This window comes from Myxacorys chilensis, from assembly GCF_059505265.1.
Genome location: NZ_JCACKG010000085.1, coordinates 1 through 16,233, shown reverse-complemented (window position 1 = coordinate 16,233; position 16,233 = coordinate 1). Strand labels below are relative to the sequence as shown.

Sequence of the window (16,233 nt, the reverse complement as noted above, 5' to 3'; positions counted from 1 at the left end):
GGTTAGACGATTAGCTTAAGTTGATACCTCCTAAAACTTTTCAAACAGCCTCTAAACTCCAGTTAGTTCAGCAACAGCCTCAATTGTGGTATCGCTGCATTGATAAACGCTGAAAGATTCGCGATCAAATGATGACCAAGACGGTAACAAGTATCAAAATTTGCTTATTAACACCTCTCAACACCAATGTAGCGGGGGATTAGCTTTTACCTCCCTTCCTCAGACAAAATATTTTGCAACAATGGGGCTAGTTCTTGATTGAGTTGCCCGGTGCGAACGAGTTCTGCGTAGGTGTTTGCTTCGAGCGCAAATAACTCATCGCGCAGTTGTTCAATCATGAAGGTTTGCAGATTAGGATGCTCATTCTGCAAGGTCTCGATTTGGGCTTGAATTTGCCCAATCTCACCTTTTACTAAGGTGGTTTGGTATCGGTAGAACTCAGGGTCAATCCCAGGACGAAGTTCTGCCTGAGTCAAATAATTCAATACTCGATCGAGCGCCGTTTCACGAGCAATCAGTTGAGAATATTGCTCTCGTAACGGTTGATCTCCGAGCAAATTTAACCATTGCAACAACGGTTTGATCGTTAATCCTTGAACTAACAGCGTGAACAGCACAACACCAAACACGGCTGCAACTAGCGTTTCACGTTCAGGCAACGTAGTAGGAATGCTTAATGCTAATGCGATCGCAACAGATCCCCGCAATCCGCTCCACCACAATATAATTTGCTTCGGAAACGTAATTTCAGACTGTACAAGTTGGTTACTACTGATGCTGAGAATATAGATAGCGATCGCGCGAGTTAGAATCATCCCTGCGATCGCGACAACAATTACATTAAAATGCTGTGCCAACTGACTAAAGTGAATTTGATCTCCGATTAGCAGAAACACAATCGAATTGACAAAAAACGCGAGAAATTCCCAAAACTCAGTCACGATAATGCGAGTTCGAGGATTCATGCCGATTCGAGACCCAAAATTTCCTAAAATCAATCCAGTAGTCACAACGCCAATCACACCAGAACCACCCAAATCCTCAACAATGAGGTACGTGCCATAGGCAGAAACAAGCGTTAAAGATTGTTCGACCTGGGGTAGATCAAATCGTTGAGTCAGGTAGGAAACACCAAAGCCGATTAATCCCCCGATCGTGACACCAATGCCTACAACGCTCAGCAATTCCACTGTGGTTGATTGCAATCCAAACTCTGTACTTCCTAGAGGCAAGCCGACCAATAAGCCAAAGGCCACTACGGCCATTCCATCGTTAAAGAGGCTTTCCCCTTCCATTAGGGTCGTCAGTCGTCGATCGATTCCCAGTTCTCGAAAGAGTGCTGTCACGGAGACAGGATCGGTTGCAGATAAACTTGCACCAATTAGGAGTGCGGTCATCAGTGGTAACCCTGCAACAATTTGTAAGCCGAAGGCAACTCCTGCGATCGAGATTACTACACCCAACACGGCATATAAACCAATAGGAACGAGGTCGCGCTTTAGATCTGACCACTTGAGATTCCAAGCTGCTTCAAATAATAAGGGCGGTAAGAAAATAGTCAGAATCAGCTCTGGCGATAATTCAACGAGCCGCACATCAGCAAACGCAAGTCCTAGTCCGACAATTACGAGCAGTAACGTATAAGGAATCCGACGGAATCCGCTAATAATGTTGGGAAGGGTTGCTACACTCAACGAAACCGACAACACTAATAGAAATGCTTTGAGATTTGTTTCAATTGTCACATTCTCGGTTAGGACTGCGAATAGCATGAGTCATCCTTATCAACACTGCGGCTGATTTTAGTTTGGCTTAGGCTAGATGTCGACTACCCTAAGGATGGACTGTAATAATAGGGGCTTTTTGGAGGAACTTAATCGTGCTGGGTAACTTCCGCGATCGCTTTCATCGGTCTCGACAAAAACGTGCCGAACCGGCTCAAGTTCAACAACTTGTGCTGGATTTGGGTGATGAGTCAACGCTCAATGAAATCTACTTGCTTTTGATTGTTGGTTCTTGCGCGATCGCAACCTTCGGATTGCTTTCTAACAGTACGGCAGTCATTATTGGCGCGATGATTGTTGCCCCGCTGATGTTGCCGATTCGCGGACTCGCGCTCGGTGCATTAATCGGAAACGTATCCTTGTTTCGACAAGGGGCACTCTCAATTACGATCGGAACGCTGTTAGCCGTTGTGATTTCCTGGATGCTTGGAATGCTTGTGGCTCTTCCCAGCTATGGCAGCGAGGTTTTGGCACGCTCAGAACCCAACTTGCTAGATCTTGGCATCGCGGTTGCAGCAGGCGGGATTAGTGGCTATGCCAAAGTGGAACCCAAGATTGCAGGCAGTTTAGCCGGGACAGCGATCGCGGTTGCCCTAATGCCCCCGGTGTGTGTGATTGGATTAGGACTGGCGAAAGCAGACTGGTCACTGAGCACCGGAGCTAGTCTTTTATACATCACTAACTTACTCGGCATCACGCTGTCTTGTATGCTGACATTTTTGATTGCTGGATATGCACGATTTCGTCATGCTCGTAAGGCATTAAGTTGGGCAGCCGTTTTGACCGTGCTGTTACTCATTCCGTTGGGGTTGAGCTTTGCTCGCCTCATCCGTCAAGCGCAATTGCAAACGAGTTTAGAACAAGCCTTGTTAAATCGGACGCTCACCTTTCAACGCTTAGAGCTAATCAGGACAAATGTGAATTGGCTCTCAAATCCGCCCGCTGTTCGGTTAACTGTCCGAGCGAGAGATCCGGTGACCTCTCGGCAAGCGCAACTTTTAGAGGAATTTATCAGCCGAGAAATGGGACAGCCCTTTACCCTAATTTTTGAAGTCGGGCAGGTTGAGGAAGTCCGACGCTCAAAGAATTAATCTGCAACACCAGTTGTTGCAAAATAAGATTAAGAACGTCTGAAGCTAGGTGCAGCGATTGTTTTAGACAATTTAACGTTTTAGAGAATTTAACGTTTTAGAGAATTTAACTAAAAACTCTGATAACTCAACACTTCAGAGAACGTTTGCTTGCACTAGGGACAAAAGTAGCGTTGATGTCCGTGCTGAAATTCTCGTGCTTGCCTTCATCATAATGCGGTTTCTTTAGAAGGTTATGTTAGTCGTACTATTGGGTAGAGGAAACGTAGCCACGTGGTTTGTTAAGCTACATTAAGAACCCACGATTCAAATTCATTATGTTGCTCCGTCCCGATCAGCGCACCAAACTTGATGACTCAAACGACAACCAGTTTTACGACTATCCTCGCTACGTCACTCATGTTGATGAAGGATTCATTCAACAGTTGACCGATTTGTACCGCGATCGCCTTTCTCCTAACACGCGCATTTTCGACATGATGAGTAGCTGGGTCTCTCATCTGCCCGATAATATGAAATTTGAGCATGTTGAAGGACACGGACTGAATGAGGAAGAACTTGCTAAGAATCCTCGCCTCGATCATTACTTTGTGCAAAATCTGAACGAGAATCCAAAATTTCCCCTCAGTGATCAGTCGTTTGATGCAGTGTTGAATACGGTGTCCGTACAGTATTTGCAGTATCCTGAAGCGGTTTTCACCGAAATTCATCGGATTCTCAAACCGGGAGGAATCGCTATTTTCAGTTTCTCAAATCGGATGTTTTATCAAAAAGCGATCGCAGCATGGCGCGACAATACTGAAGAGGGTCGCATTGAGTTGGTCAAAACCTATTTCAATTCTGTTCCGGGATTTTCTGAACCAGAAGTCATTCAACGTCAGTCTCAAGTTCCCAGTTTCATGCAACTGTTGGGCATGGGTGGAGGCGATCCGTTTTACGCTGTAATTGGCACTCGTCAAGAGTAGCGGGTATTTATTTGCAAGGGACTGCATTATGTAGTCCCTTACAGATCTGACGATTAGACGCGCAGCTTAGGCTTGCGCTAGCACGTTTTCTCGACGAGGAAGTTTGACCTGCTGACTAAGGGCGATCGAAGGCTTCTCTACAAAGTGCCACATCACAGCAGCAAACCCAATAGAAGCCGCAAGACTGGCGATCAAGCAGACGACATCCGATAGAACGGAAACCCCTAGCAGCTTTTGGGTCACGAAGAAGACAACGCCGATAATCGGCACGTGACCGAGATAAAGACTGTAAGAAGTCTTTCCTAAAAACTGTATCCAACGTGCGCTGAGCCATTGCTGCATCCGGTTAGCTCGTCCGACTTCAAGCAGCAAGAATGCTGTTATTACCGATGCGATCGCAAAGCCATCTCGGTGAGCAATTCCGGCTACCAGCAAGACAGCACCATAGAACCGGAAGGCGTTGAGTGGCAGTTTGCGTGTCCAGGCCCAGTATGCGAATGCACCTAGCAGAAAGCTATACCACAAGGGCAAAAACGTCGTTGCTCGACCCGGAATCGCCAAAATGCCGAGGGGAAATAGAGCCGCTAGAACTGCCGTCGGAAGAAAGACTAGCGTTTGTGCGGAAAACGAGTTCAGCGCTCCATCAACGTTTAGTTGCAGCCGTCGCGCTGACCACTGTCCGAGCCAGAGCAGGGCACAAAACAGAAAATAGAACTGAATTTCTAAACAAAGTGTCCAATAGACATCATTAATATTTTTGAAGTCTAACAACTCTTGAACATAGCCTAAGTGAGCCACTAGCCTGCCGATAGAGAGAGGTTCATCCATCGGTGCAAGGGGTTGCTTTTTCACGATTGATGAGAGCAACGCAAAGGCGATCGTGACTGCGATCGACACATAATAAGGCGGCGTTAGTCGAGCGAGACGCCGGAGCGAGAACTGCCGGAAATACAAGCCGTCGATGTTTGCATTTCGAAGTGAGTGGGCAATCACAAAACCGCTCAGCACAAAGAAAATGGCGACTCCTAAGCTTCCCCACTCCAACAGGGGAGCATTGATCCAGCTCGGTAGAGCTTGGCTGAGGTGATCGAGACGCTCGTTTAATTGAGCGTGGAAAAGTACTACCCAGAGGGCGGCAATTCCTCGGAGGGCATCGAGGAAATAAAAGTGAGCCTTGCGCTCGGTAGTAGGGTGATGTGACTTCATAAAAACTCCGCTCTAGCGTGACTTGCAGGATTCACCTAGTTGACTTATGCGCCTCACAATTCACGCCGTTCCTACAATCAAATGGGTCTTGTGTCTAAACAATTGAAGACATAAGACTGGTAGGAGGCCGTTAATGGAGACTGGTTGTTTGAGTCAAGTTAGTAGAATCATGGCGACTTTTGATTCTGTAAAGCGTTCAAGGAGATGCAATTAGCGCACGTTAGTGTCCTTGACAGCTTCTTGACGGCTTCTTGAAAATGGCAGTTGATTTCTAGCACCCAGCGATGTTGAGCGTTCTCTTCATGCGTTGCCTTTGCCTTTATTTCCGCCTTAAGGAGGAAGCGCAAAGATAACGCGTAGGATAAAAAAACGCACGGTGCTATCTTTGCATTTATTCTTTAGATCTGCCCTTAAATCTACGTAGAAAACTCAATTCAACTTGAAAGCTTTACACAAGCTCAAGAAATCTAATAAATAACTTTAAATACAAAAAAGACAAACGCAGCCTACGTACTCACTGCCTAAATTGGCTCAGCGTAGGGATTTAGAAGAGAACATTCCGGTCGATTGCGTAATATAAGTTCTGATAAAGATAAGTAAATCAACTTAGATCTTCTACAAATATCGGCAACAGTGGTAGCAGATGTAACAGACGCAGTGGATGAGTACTTTGCAGGATTCTTGAGAAGTCGAGTTGCGACGCAGGACATCGAAATTAGCGATCGCTAACGGCTCACGGCGTCGATTTGTTCTAATAGGGTCTGTGCGATCGCACATAATTCCTCATGACAACTTCCATTGCTTGCTATGATGCCACCCCACTGGCTCACATCTTCGCGGTTGTACTGCACGGGTGTGCCATCAAAATACGTGAATTGTCCGCCTGCTTCCGTGAGAATCAGTTCAGGTGCGGCAAAGTCCCAATCTTTCGCGGCTGATTTACCGGATAGAGAGATGTAAACGTCGGCGGTTTGCTCTGCGATCACGGCAATCTTACAGCCAACGCTGCCCATTTGCTTTTGTTGCGTGCAGGGAAAACGTTCGAGCAGTTGCACAAACCGTTGATCGCGGTGGCTGCGACTTGCCACGATAGTTAACGCTTCGGGTTGAGCGATGGCTGAAACGTGGAGTTGTTGTGAAGCTTGACCCCGACGTTCAACGAATGCCCCTCCGTTTTGCGTGGCGTAATAGAGTTTATCGAGTTCGGGGCAAGCTACAACCGCCAGTACCGGACGCCCTTGATGGGCTAATGCGATGTGAACGGCATATTCTCCGGTGCGATTGATGAAATCTTTTGTGCCGTCAAGCGGATCAATAATCCAGACCCACGGTTTGCCTAAGCGATCGGAGGTGGGTTGAGAGGCAAAGGTTTCTTCGCTGAGATAGGCAAAATCTTGGAGTCCGAAGGCGGCTTGCAAGTTGTTGAGAATGTAATGATTGGCAGCAAGATCGGCAGAGGTGACGGGACTATCACCCGATCTTTCAATCTCAAAAGAGGAGCGTTGAGCGTTGAGCAAAATATCGGCGGTTCCCCAACCGATCGAGAGTGCGATCGCTAAAATTTCGTCTAAACGGTCATGTACGCTCACTAGTGTTGATCTCCTCAAGTAATTAATCCCTTTGCCTTCACCCTAGCCCTCTCCTGCGGGAGAGGGAACCGGAAGTCTTGCTCCCTTCTCCCCATGGGAGAAGGGTTGGGGATGAGGGCAGCCATATCAATGATTTTCGAGTTAACTAAGCGTCTTCTGTGATCAATGCTTCTGATTTAGAAGCAGCGATCCAATAGCGCCGACAACTCCACAGCAACGCTGCACCTACCGCTAGGTAAATCAATCCGCGAATCTCATAACTCACGCCTGCTTTTCGTAATGCCAACCCAATCGTCATCATCAGAATGATTAACCCAATGGTTTTTGCACCAAACATTTGAAACACACTTTTGAATGGGTTTGGCTCTTGTAGCGCATCGGCTCGTTCAATCACACCGTTTGCTGTTTTATCCAGGACAACTTTTCCTTTCAACACTCCAACCGAGAGCGCCACTGCACCTAAGCCTAAATGCTTTGCGTCAAGAAATCCGAGGTAGGGAAACTGAAACCAAAACTTCATGCCCATTGTGAGCAGCCCTGCCCCAACGATTGTCCAAATCGCGGCGGCAATCCACAAATGCTGACGACGGCTTAACCCTAGTTTGAGTGGAGTGCTTTCCATAATTGGATGCCTGTACACAGTTTTTCTATTATACGGAGGTTGTTCTCATCCAATTCCGGGTTCCAAAGGATTGACACGCACGAGCGGCAATTTGAGCCGATTGGGACAAGGCTTGCTTAAAGGTTGTTTGCAAAATGAAATGACAGAATGCGCCATGAAAGATGTCACCTGCGCCCACGGTGTCGATCGCAGCAATGCGGGGAACTTCAATTTCTTCCGCTTCACCATTGCTCAGGAGCGAAATGGCGTTTCCTCCATTGGTAATGGCGATGTGTTGGATCTTAAATTCAGAAAGATAATCGATCACGTCTTGCGGCGTTTTGCATCCGGGCGGATGGAAGTTTGCGGAACAAATCGCATAATCAACCCAAGGCAACACGGTTTCAAATCCAGGTTTCCAACTTCCGCCATCGATCACTACTGGAATCGATTGAGCTTGAGCTAATTGGGTCAGTTTGGAGGAAGCTTGCTCTGCAAGTGCGGCTCCAATCTCCATTTGATGTCCATCAATTAACATTACATCAACGCCTTCTAAAACATTGGGCGGGATGTGCTCGCGTCCGATCTGAAACTTCACAGCATTGATTGAGACTACGGCTCGTTCACCCGTCGATCGCGTCACCATAATCGATGACACGGGTGGAGATTCGGTGCGGTTTGGGGCGAGATCGGCGATCGCAACTTCCCATTCCTGTAATTCTGTCAAAATTAAATGAGCCGTCGGATGCGTCCCGATCGCGCCCATTAACACGGCCTGATTTCCGAGGTGTTGAAACGCAACGGCTGCATTCGTTGCTGGCCCTCCTGCTGAATTGATGGCATCAAGCGCGACAATTTTTTGATTGCTCGTTGGCAACTGCTCGACCAAATAAATCAAGTCCAGCGTCACCATCCCAACAAACAGCCCCTTACTCATTGGCCCCTCGCTGATTAATTGTATGATCCTAGAATGACTGGCACACTCTACATCGTTGGTACACCCATCGGCAACCTAGAAGACATGACCTTCCGGGCGGTACGTGTTTTGCAAACCGTGGATCTGATTGCGGCTGAAGATACTCGTCATACCGGAAAACTGCTGCATCATTTTCAAATCAAAACGCCGCAGATTAGCTATCACGATCACAATCGCATGACTCGTACACCTGAACTCGTCGATCGGTTGCAGCAAGGTACTTTGATCGCGCTTGTGACCGATGCGGGTATGCCCGGAATTTCTGATCCTGGATATGAACTTGTAAAAGCCTGTGCCGATGCAGGAGTGCTGGTTATACCCATTCCTGGAGCGAGCGCAGCTATTACGGCCTTAAGCGCGTCGGGCTTGCCCAGCGATCGCTTTGCCTTTGAAGGATTCTTGCCTGCGAAAGAAAAAGAACGTCGCGCTCAGCTAGACGTGTTGCGTTCTGATCCGCGAACGCTGATTTTCTATGAAGCTCCCCATCGGGTGTTGAAGACACTTCAGGACATGGCAGAGGTAATTGGGCACGATCGCGACATTACGATCGCACGAGAACTCACTAAACTGCATGAAGAATTCTGGCGTGGCACAGTTGGGGAGGCGATCGTTAAGATCAGCGATCGCGATCCTCAAGGCGAATTTACGCTCATTCTATCGGGCGCATCCCAAACAACAGCCCCGTTATCTGAGGAGACTTTAAAGACGGAATTACATAGTCTCCTAGGTCAAGGACTGTCCCGTTCTGAAGCGAGTCGTCAACTTGCTCAACAAACTGCTTTACCAAAAAGACAGATCTACCAACTCGCGCTCCAGATCAAAGATGACGAGTTAGCTCAATAAGTCGATCTATTTCTCGTCTTTAGGCTCGTGCCCTACTCTTGCAACCGTTACAAACTGGCGCACTGCTCTTACTACGGTGAGATCGTCTGTTGTTTCAAGCAGTTTCACCCATTCATTGAGCTGATCGGTCGTCACAATCGGGAAAGCTTTGCTAGTAGAAACGTTGACATACTGAGAATCATCTAACACTCGAATCGTTACTGTTCCAGATTGGAATGTCCAAAGCTCAGGAAACCCAAAGGCTTGATAGATCTTAAGCTTGTTGGATGAGCTACTGGTAATGTCTACTTCAATTGCTAAGTCTGGAGGAAGGTCATCTGGGATGATTGGATTCAGCCCAACGATGCGATCGGCGTTTTGAATGTAGAAGCAGCTATCTGGCTCAATACCGCGATCGAGGTCTTCGCGCTCAAACCTAGTCGATCCTAGTTCTCGTAATCGCAGATTTAACTCTTCAGCAATTGCAACGATGATTTTTGCCAACAAGCGATTAATAATTTCATGGAGTTGACTGGGCATTGTCAGCGTCAGCGTTCCTTGATTGTAGGCAAACCGAACGGCGCGATGGTCTCCCAACTCGATCAGCCATGCTTGATATTGTGTCCAACTCACGTCTGAAAGCGAAATGGAACTTCCAGGAGCAAGTTGGATTTGGCTAATGTGAAGCAGCGTGGAAGAGGACATAGCCTTGCGCAGTTGTGCGACGGTCTTGTGATTTTAGTTTAGCCGCAATCAGTTTAGCGGCAATCCGTGAGCGACAATCAGTAAGCGGCGGTTCCTTCAAGGTTTCGCACAGTCGATCAGATGAAGGAAACCGCACTTCACTTTCTAGCTCTTGGGCGCGATCGCGGCTTGCCGAACCGCACGCTTGCGATCGCTCTTGCGAGTGCCGCCTGCCTTTTGGTATTCCTGGCTGTCTTTGCCATATTTAAACGCAACACCAATCAACATCTTTTCTGAAAGCTCTGACAATGACTTCTCGGCTTCTACGACAGATGTTTTAGCCGCATCAATGCTCGAAAGCAGGGTGTTGTAGTATTCGATCTGAGTGCGGGTGTGTTCGATTAAAACCTTAAACGATTCGATGGTCGCACCATCACCGAGATCTAAGCGGGAATTGATGGACTTTAGGCTGGCAAACCGACGGTCAGCTTTTTCTAACGTGCGAGAGCTTAGTTTTGAACGGCTCATACCTAAATCTTCCTGGGTGAGTTAGGGTGTACGAGATCTAGAGTGCCCGTCGGAGCGAACCTTGGAAGCGGTTTAGACCTGCGTGCGATCGCTGAATTTTACAAGTGCTTTGCACTCCAATTGAGAGCAGTTTCGGCAGTTGTGCGGAGAGGCGCAATGCAATCTAATTCTTACTGATTGAAATACAGATGCGTAAAACACGGAAACGCGATCGCTGAATTAAGATCCACTTGTTGTGAATTAAGATCCGAATGGGCAAAACACGGAATCGCGATTGTTGAATTAAGATCCACTCGTTGTGAATCAAGATCCGAATGGGCAAAACACGGAATCGCGATTGTTGAATTAAGATCCACTCGTTGTGAATCAAGATCCGAATGGGCAAAACATGGAAACGCGATCGCTGAATTAAGATCCACTCGTTGTGAATCAAATAACGTAGAACATGAATGCGCGAAGTATGGTGTTTCTTGTGAGGAAGCTGCGATCGCATTCGATGATGGCTTGTCTGTCACCTTGCCTGCTTCACCTCAGTCAGTTGGAGAGATTCGCCCCGTTAGGATCGGCGTACCCAAGTTTGGAAAGCTTTTAGCGATCGCTCATACTGACCAAGGAGAAAAATACGAATTATCAGCGCCCGCAACGCCATTTGTCAGGAACGGAGGTTTTATGAGCAGGGAAGTTAATACGAAAAGTTAAGCCATCAGTGCCAAGGCCACGCTCCAACCCGCCCTCGCTTCTCAACCCATCCCCTCTCATTTCCCTTAGCGAGGGGGTTTCGGGGGACGGCTTCCGTCTCCTGACAGGCGGGGGCGCGGGGGGAAGTCCCCCGAATTGTGGCAACGCCACCCAACCCGTTCTAATACATCTCGTCTTATCCCGAATTCACGTTAAATATTTCTCTAAGCTAAACCCGAACGGGGGATGCTAAATGATTCTGCGATTTCTCACCATACTTCCCCAGCCCTTTCTTATTCAGAACTCAGGTTATTTAGTCTTTTATTTCTTCAAAATCATCCTTCGTTGCCCCGCACGTCGGACAAACCCAATCATCGGGAATCGCAGAAAAGTCTGTGCCTGGTTCAATACCGCTATCTGGATCGCCCACCTCCGGGTCATAGGTGTAACCGCAGACTGTACACAGGTATTTGCTCATAGAACATACTCTCTAAATTAACCTACTAATTCTACCAACAGCTATCTGTATGCATAGCTCCGGTTAGTCCAATTTATGCGATTGAAGGACAAGGATATTGTTGAAAGAATAAAGCCCCATCCATAGCTTGTGAATTGAGAACTCACCGTGTACAACTTGGAACTGCGATCTTAGAAGCTTGATGGGTGAACTACTGAATTGCGATCGCGGCATCAAGATCTAGACGTTGGGAATCAAATCACGAGGACTTAGAACACAGAACCGTGAACGGTAAGATAGTGAGTATGGGCAGAAGCCTCTGCATCAACGCAGACAGCCCAGTACTCCAGTTGAGCAGTTGCAAAGGGTTCTCATCTTCAGCAAGATCTCCTTCCGCTTCAGTCCAGTTGTTAGGCTGCATTTGGCTCTGTCTGCGTAGGGTCGAATCATGCAAGATAAAGATAAAGTAGTTATTCACTCTACATAATGCAGAATCAAAAGCAAGCTGTTGTCTTTGACGAAGAACGCGCCTCTACCTACAACGAAAGAGCAGCTAAGCTCGCTCCATTGCGCGACACACTTCATTTACTGACCCGCCTAATCCTTTCTGAGCTTCCTTCTGATGCGCGGATTCTCTGTGTAGGTGTCGGAACCGGCTTGGAATTGATTTATCTCGCTCGTGAATTTCCACAATGGCAATTTACAGCAGTTGAGCCTGCTCCTGCAATGCTTGACATTTGTCGTCAGCAAGCCGAAGCGTGTGGAGTTGCATCACGTTGTACATGGCACGAAGGTTATCTCGACTCATTGCCCGCCTCGGAGCCGTTCGATGCAGCAACTTGCCTGCTGGTTTCGCACTTCTTTATGCAGCAAGAAGAGAGGCGCAACTTTTTCAGTCAAATTGCTTCACGACTTCGCTCTCAGGGATACTTAGTTAGCGCAGATTTGGCTTCCGATATGTCCACTTCCTCATATCAAAGCCTTCGCAAGGTTTGGACTGAGATGTTGAAATATGCCGAATACCCAGATCAAGACATCGAAAAATTCCTTGACTCTCATGGTCGGGATGTTGCTGTGCTACCACCTCACGAAGTCGAATCAATCATTGCATCCAGCGGCTTTGATGTTCCTGTATTATTTTTGCAAACTCTTTTCATTCATGCTTGGTACGCAAAGCGACTATGACAAGATTAAAAGGTTTTAACAGCAGCCTACAATCCCGTTGCACACCAACCGTACAGAATTTCTTCATTGAATCCGAAAAGTTGTCTGCGACGAGTGAACTGGGTCGTTAGACAGACTGCTAATCTACACGTGTACCGATATAGGTTTCGTATTCGAGTGTTCATCAGTTCATTAAGTCTCGGGTAATCCGCATGAGTTTTAGTCAAGATTTTCTTGAAAAAGTTCTCCTTTTGATACTCACTGCTGGTGTAACTGGATTTCTCATACCCTATGTTCTCAAAATAGTTGACGAGAGAAAGGTTCAGAAGCAAAAGGAGATTGATGACAGGCGACTTAGAGAACAAAAACTATATGAAGCGGCTCTTCTAAGACAAAATAAAATCATAGATGCTCAGGTTCAGCTTCTCGATAATCTTGCAAACTTGATCTGGGAGTATCAGTTGTTAGCTATTGAAGTATCATATTTTGATCCTATTGAGCAAAGTAAGCTCTACTCTGCTGCTGTAGAAGAATACGATAAAAGAACAGGAGCAATTTTCGCCAAAATACGTGCGGAAATTAGCAAGGCGTTACATCTAACAAGCACTGATACCTATCAAGAACTCAGACGGCTATATTACAAAGAGCTAATACCACTCGATATGAAATTGTACAGGTTGATGAAGAAACAGCGTGACGCAGATCAGAAAATTCCTGATTGGAAGCATTTTAATAAAAACACTGTTCATAATTTAGGAGATGTAATAGATAACACCTTGAATAATCTAGCTAAAGAACTTCGGTTGAAGAGTGCAGAGCAAAAGTGAGCTTAAAGCTGTCTAACAATCGCGTTGCAGGCGGACAGGAGCTGAATTTTAGTTTTTTAAGGTTATTAGCTGCCGCTGAACGCGAACGTTCGATTGCTAGGTTTTCTGCGGGATAGCAGCTTGTAACATAATTATCTAAGTTCAAGCTACAGGGAAGTAATCATACTCAAGTTTCGTAGAAATTGTGTGAGAGCCTATCAGTGAAACCGAGCGTCTTCAGCTAATCAAGTCAGCAGAGGTGGATATGGAAGCGGAACCACCTGTAAACCGATTTTGGGCACGCATCAAGATTAAGCCTCAGAAATGGAACCTGTCGCCCTGGGGAGATGAAGGCGGCGGTTTTTGGGTTGTTGCTCTGATTGGTCAAAAGTGCATTTATTACAACGATATTGAAGACGGTTTCAACATCAGCCGTTTTAGCACCTTGGGTTATATTGATGACTACTGGTGCAACCAGACAGAGTTAATGCTCTGTATTCGTTTCTTCTATCAAGCATTTATGCGTGAGATTAGGAGCATTAGGATGAAAAGCGAAATTAGCGGATTTGGTGGGACTGACGTTTTAGACAACGGCCCCTTTTATCACGGAACGAAAGCGGATTTGCAGGTTGGCGATTTGCTGACAGCAGGGTTTAGGTCGAACTATAAACCCGAAATTATAATGAATCACATTTATTTTACAGCCCTGGCTAATGGGGCGGGACTTGCCGCCGCCTTGTCCAAAGGTGACGGACGCGAACGGGTTTATATCGTTGAACCGACAGGGAGCTTTGAAAATGACCCGAACGTTACAGATAAAAAATTTCCGGGCAATCCAACACGCTCATATCGCAGCCAAGCACCACTGAAAATCGTTGGCGAAGTAACAGATTGGGTGAGACAAACACCTGAAGATCTGCAAAGATGGCGCGAAAAATTAGCAAATATCAAAGGAGAAATTATTAATTAATTTCTAAATTGGAGCGAAAGCAGAAGATAAAGCTGGACTCACTGTTTATGATTTTGAAGGGAAGTTAGGGCAAGCTCCAGAGTAGTCAACAAGCAACACAATAAGGCGCTGCACCCGACCGCCTACAGCTTCGTTCATTTCTCGCTACGTTTCTGGCAGTGGGTGAGCTTGGTCGTTAGCCTGCCGCATAAGGGGTTAAAGAATGATTTGACAATTAAGTGAATGCTTAAGTATCATCTTAGTTAAGCATTCACTTAACTGTTTTTGATGAGTCGAACAACTGCCAGTGCCGATGTCTTTCAAGCGATCGGAGACCCTACTCGTCGCGCCATTCTCGATCGATTACAGCAGGGCGAACAGCCTGTTAAACAACTTGCGGAACCCTTTGCGATATCTCTACCTGCTATTTCACAACATCTGCAAGTGTTGTGTGAAGTGGGATTAGTGACGCAGCAGCGAAGCGGGCGACAGCGACTCTATCGTTTAAATCCAACACCCCTTAAACAAGTATCAGATTGGGTCAGCCAGTACGAACAATTCTGGACAACAAAGCTGGATGCTTTGGGTGAGTATTTAGAGGAACAATCATGAGCCAGGATGTCGTGCTCAATGTGTTCTATCCTCATCCGCCGGAGCAAGTTTGGAAAGCACTGACCGATCGCCGCGCTTTAAGTGCTTGGATGATGGACAACGATTTTGAAGCTTGCTTAGGGCACAAATTTCGGTTTCAGGGCTATTCTTTCTCAGGACAAGAAATCGCGATCGATTGTGAAGTGCTTGAGATAGAACCGCCAAAGCACCTAGTTTATAGCTGGAAAGAACAGTTAACGAGTGAACCATCGCGAGTGACTTGGACATTAACTCCTGTGGAAGGCGGCACTCAAATACAACTTCGTCACCGCTCCAGAGCACTTGCAATCATTCCTGCTTTTGGCATTCCAGTTCTTAATCGGGCAAGTCGTGTAAAGATGTCTGCTCAATCCTCGCCACTAACTGCAACGACGCGACCTTTACGGACAGCATCTTACATAGCGGACGATTCATATCGAGTTTCAGAGTTGCTCGACCGTCAAATCATTTGGCATTACTGGCTGGAGCAGCGGCTGGTTGAAGTGCTGACTCGATCGCAACTGTGAGAATTATCCGACCTGTTGACATTACGAAAACCCCTTTAAAGGAAACAATCAACTATGCAAGATCGTACTGCTTCAGAAATCGAGTTGCTCCGCGCCGCTTACGCAGCCTTCAATGCACGCGATATCGATGCCGCTCTCGCCATCATGGCTGCCGATGTGGCTTGGCCACGCGCATTCAAAGGCGGTTTTGTCCGTGGACCAGAGGAAGTCCGTGCCTACTGGACGGAGCAATGGAGCGAGATCGATGGGCGTGTGGAGCCGATGTTCTTTCACCCGGAGAGTGACGGGCACATCTTGGTTGAGGTGCATCAGGTTGTGCGCGACCTAGCGGGAGATGTTCTAGCGGATGAACGGGTCGGTCATCGCTTCACCTTGGAGGGCGGCTTGATCCAACGCATGGAAGTCTGTTCATTTCCCTCATCTGGATATCCAGCATAATCACGCGCTCTGGAGAATGCCTTCGTTGCTGAGCTTGGGTTTGTTAGATGCACTCAAAGGAGTTAGCTGCGTCAGTACCTCAATAACTTGGATTACTCTTGAAGTGCTATTGCGAAGGTCCAACAAGTTGATGAAGCAAACGTTAAAAGATTTTGGTGGTGTTGCCCAGGTTATCTGCCGCCGCTTATCTTTGTCGTTATGCTGCCGTGGTTGCTAAGATTATCAAACAACTTGAAGAGTCTTGGGTTCGAGGATTGCATCACCTTCTGCTTGCCAAGCTTCTAACTGGAGTTGAGACTAAGCGGAAATAAGCCCAACCCGTGTTACGGTGCTGAGCC

18 protein-coding genes are annotated in these 16,233 nt (G+C 47.0%); 9 read left to right on the top strand and 9 right to left on the bottom strand.

Going from position 1 to position 16,233, the window contains the following annotated elements:
* Positions 1–206 precede the first annotated feature (206 nt).
* Positions 207–1,772, bottom strand: coding sequence for a cation:proton antiporter (locus tag AC5JLB_RS05360; protein WP_495872814.1), 1,566 nt, complete (start codon positions 1,770–1,772; stop codon positions 207–209).
* A 107-nt stretch (positions 1,773–1,879) separates the two neighbouring features.
* Here AC5JLB_RS05360 and AC5JLB_RS05355 point away from each other — a divergent pair, with 107 nt between their 5' ends.
* Entirely contained in the window at positions 1,880–2,875 is a 996-nt protein-coding gene (locus tag AC5JLB_RS05355; RefSeq protein ID WP_495872813.1) for a DUF389 domain-containing protein, read from the top strand.
* A 317-nt stretch (positions 2,876–3,192) separates the two neighbouring features.
* Positions 3,193–3,840, top strand: coding sequence for a class I SAM-dependent methyltransferase (locus AC5JLB_RS05350; protein WP_495872812.1), 648 nt, complete (start codon positions 3,193–3,195; stop codon positions 3,838–3,840).
* 66 nt (positions 3,841–3,906) lie between these two features.
* Here the strand turns inward: AC5JLB_RS05350 and AC5JLB_RS05345 are convergent, their stop codons facing one another.
* The 4 genes from AC5JLB_RS05345 to AC5JLB_RS05330 all read right to left on the bottom strand — a co-directional run bounded on the left by AC5JLB_RS05345 (position 3,907) and on the right by AC5JLB_RS05330 (position 8,173).
* Positions 3,907–5,046: an acyltransferase family protein gene (locus AC5JLB_RS05345; protein ID WP_495872811.1), complete on the bottom strand. Its 1,140-nt coding sequence runs from the start codon at positions 5,044–5,046 to the stop codon at positions 3,907–3,909.
* A 725-nt stretch (positions 5,047–5,771) separates the two neighbouring features.
* Positions 5,772–6,635 (bottom strand): 3'(2'),5'-bisphosphate nucleotidase CysQ family protein, encoded by an 864-nt coding sequence (locus AC5JLB_RS05340; protein WP_495872810.1) that lies wholly within the window; start codon positions 6,633–6,635, stop codon positions 5,772–5,774.
* Between the two features lie 145 nt (positions 6,636–6,780).
* Entirely contained in the window at positions 6,781–7,257 is a 477-nt protein-coding gene (locus AC5JLB_RS05335; protein ID WP_495693374.1) for a hypothetical protein, read from the bottom strand.
* Between the two features lie 28 nt (positions 7,258–7,285).
* Entirely contained in the window at positions 7,286–8,173 is an 888-nt protein-coding gene (locus tag AC5JLB_RS05330; protein ID WP_495872809.1) for a PfkB family carbohydrate kinase, read from the bottom strand.
* Positions 8,174–8,206: 33 nt separating this feature from the next.
* Here AC5JLB_RS05330 and rsmI point away from each other — a divergent pair, with 33 nt between their 5' ends.
* The gene (gene rsmI, locus AC5JLB_RS05325) at positions 8,207–9,055 is read left to right on the top strand and encodes a 16S rRNA (cytidine(1402)-2'-O)-methyltransferase (RefSeq protein WP_495872808.1); all 849 of its coding nucleotides are present in this window, start codon (positions 8,207–8,209) and stop codon (positions 9,053–9,055) included.
* A 6-nt stretch (positions 9,056–9,061) separates the two neighbouring features.
* Here rsmI and AC5JLB_RS05320 read toward each other — a convergent pair whose 3' ends face one another.
* From AC5JLB_RS05320 to rd, 4 genes are all read right to left on the bottom strand, one after another.
* Positions 9,062–9,739 (bottom strand): Uma2 family endonuclease, encoded by a 678-nt coding sequence (locus AC5JLB_RS05320; RefSeq protein WP_495872807.1) that lies wholly within the window; start codon positions 9,737–9,739, stop codon positions 9,062–9,064.
* Between the two features lie 144 nt (positions 9,740–9,883).
* Positions 9,884–10,246, bottom strand: a complete 363-nt coding sequence (locus AC5JLB_RS05315; RefSeq protein WP_495872806.1) for a hypothetical protein — start codon at positions 10,244–10,246, stop codon at positions 9,884–9,886.
* A gap of 163 nt (positions 10,247–10,409) precedes the next feature.
* Positions 10,410–10,739, bottom strand: coding sequence for a hypothetical protein (locus tag AC5JLB_RS05310; protein ID WP_495872805.1), 330 nt, complete (start codon positions 10,737–10,739; stop codon positions 10,410–10,412).
* Between the two features lie 498 nt (positions 10,740–11,237).
* Positions 11,238–11,402 (bottom strand): rubredoxin, encoded by a 165-nt coding sequence (rd, locus tag AC5JLB_RS05305; protein WP_495872804.1) that lies wholly within the window; start codon positions 11,400–11,402, stop codon positions 11,238–11,240.
* 465 nt (positions 11,403–11,867) lie between these two features.
* On the opposite strand from rd, the gene AC5JLB_RS05300 reads away from it, so the two are divergent.
* From AC5JLB_RS05300 to AC5JLB_RS05275, 6 genes are all read left to right on the top strand, one after another.
* Complete coding sequence (locus tag AC5JLB_RS05300; protein ID WP_495872803.1) at positions 11,868–12,566, top strand: class I SAM-dependent methyltransferase; 699 nt, start codon at positions 11,868–11,870, stop codon at positions 12,564–12,566.
* A 191-nt stretch (positions 12,567–12,757) separates the two neighbouring features.
* The gene (locus AC5JLB_RS05295) at positions 12,758–13,372 is read left to right on the top strand and encodes a hypothetical protein (protein WP_495872802.1); all 615 of its coding nucleotides are present in this window, start codon (positions 12,758–12,760) and stop codon (positions 13,370–13,372) included.
* 523 nt (positions 13,373–13,895) lie between these two features.
* Positions 13,896–14,321 (top strand): NAD(+)--rifampin ADP-ribosyltransferase, encoded by a 426-nt coding sequence (gene arr, locus AC5JLB_RS05290; RefSeq protein ID WP_495872815.1) that lies wholly within the window; start codon positions 13,896–13,898, stop codon positions 14,319–14,321.
* Positions 14,322–14,588: 267 nt separating this feature from the next.
* Positions 14,589–14,912 (top strand): ArsR/SmtB family transcription factor, encoded by a 324-nt coding sequence (locus AC5JLB_RS05285; protein WP_495872801.1) that lies wholly within the window; start codon positions 14,589–14,591, stop codon positions 14,910–14,912.
* Positions 14,909–15,457: an SRPBCC family protein gene (locus AC5JLB_RS05280; RefSeq protein ID WP_495872800.1), complete on the top strand. Its 549-nt coding sequence runs from the start codon at positions 14,909–14,911 to the stop codon at positions 15,455–15,457. The genes AC5JLB_RS05285 and AC5JLB_RS05280 overlap by 4 nt, the downstream gene beginning before the upstream one ends.
* A gap of 54 nt (positions 15,458–15,511) precedes the next feature.
* Positions 15,512–15,895 carry a nuclear transport factor 2 family protein gene (locus tag AC5JLB_RS05275; protein ID WP_495872799.1) on the top strand — a complete coding sequence of 128 codons (384 nt, stop codon included), beginning with the start codon at positions 15,512–15,514 and terminating at the stop codon, positions 15,893–15,895.
* Positions 15,896–16,233: the final 338 nt, after the last annotated feature.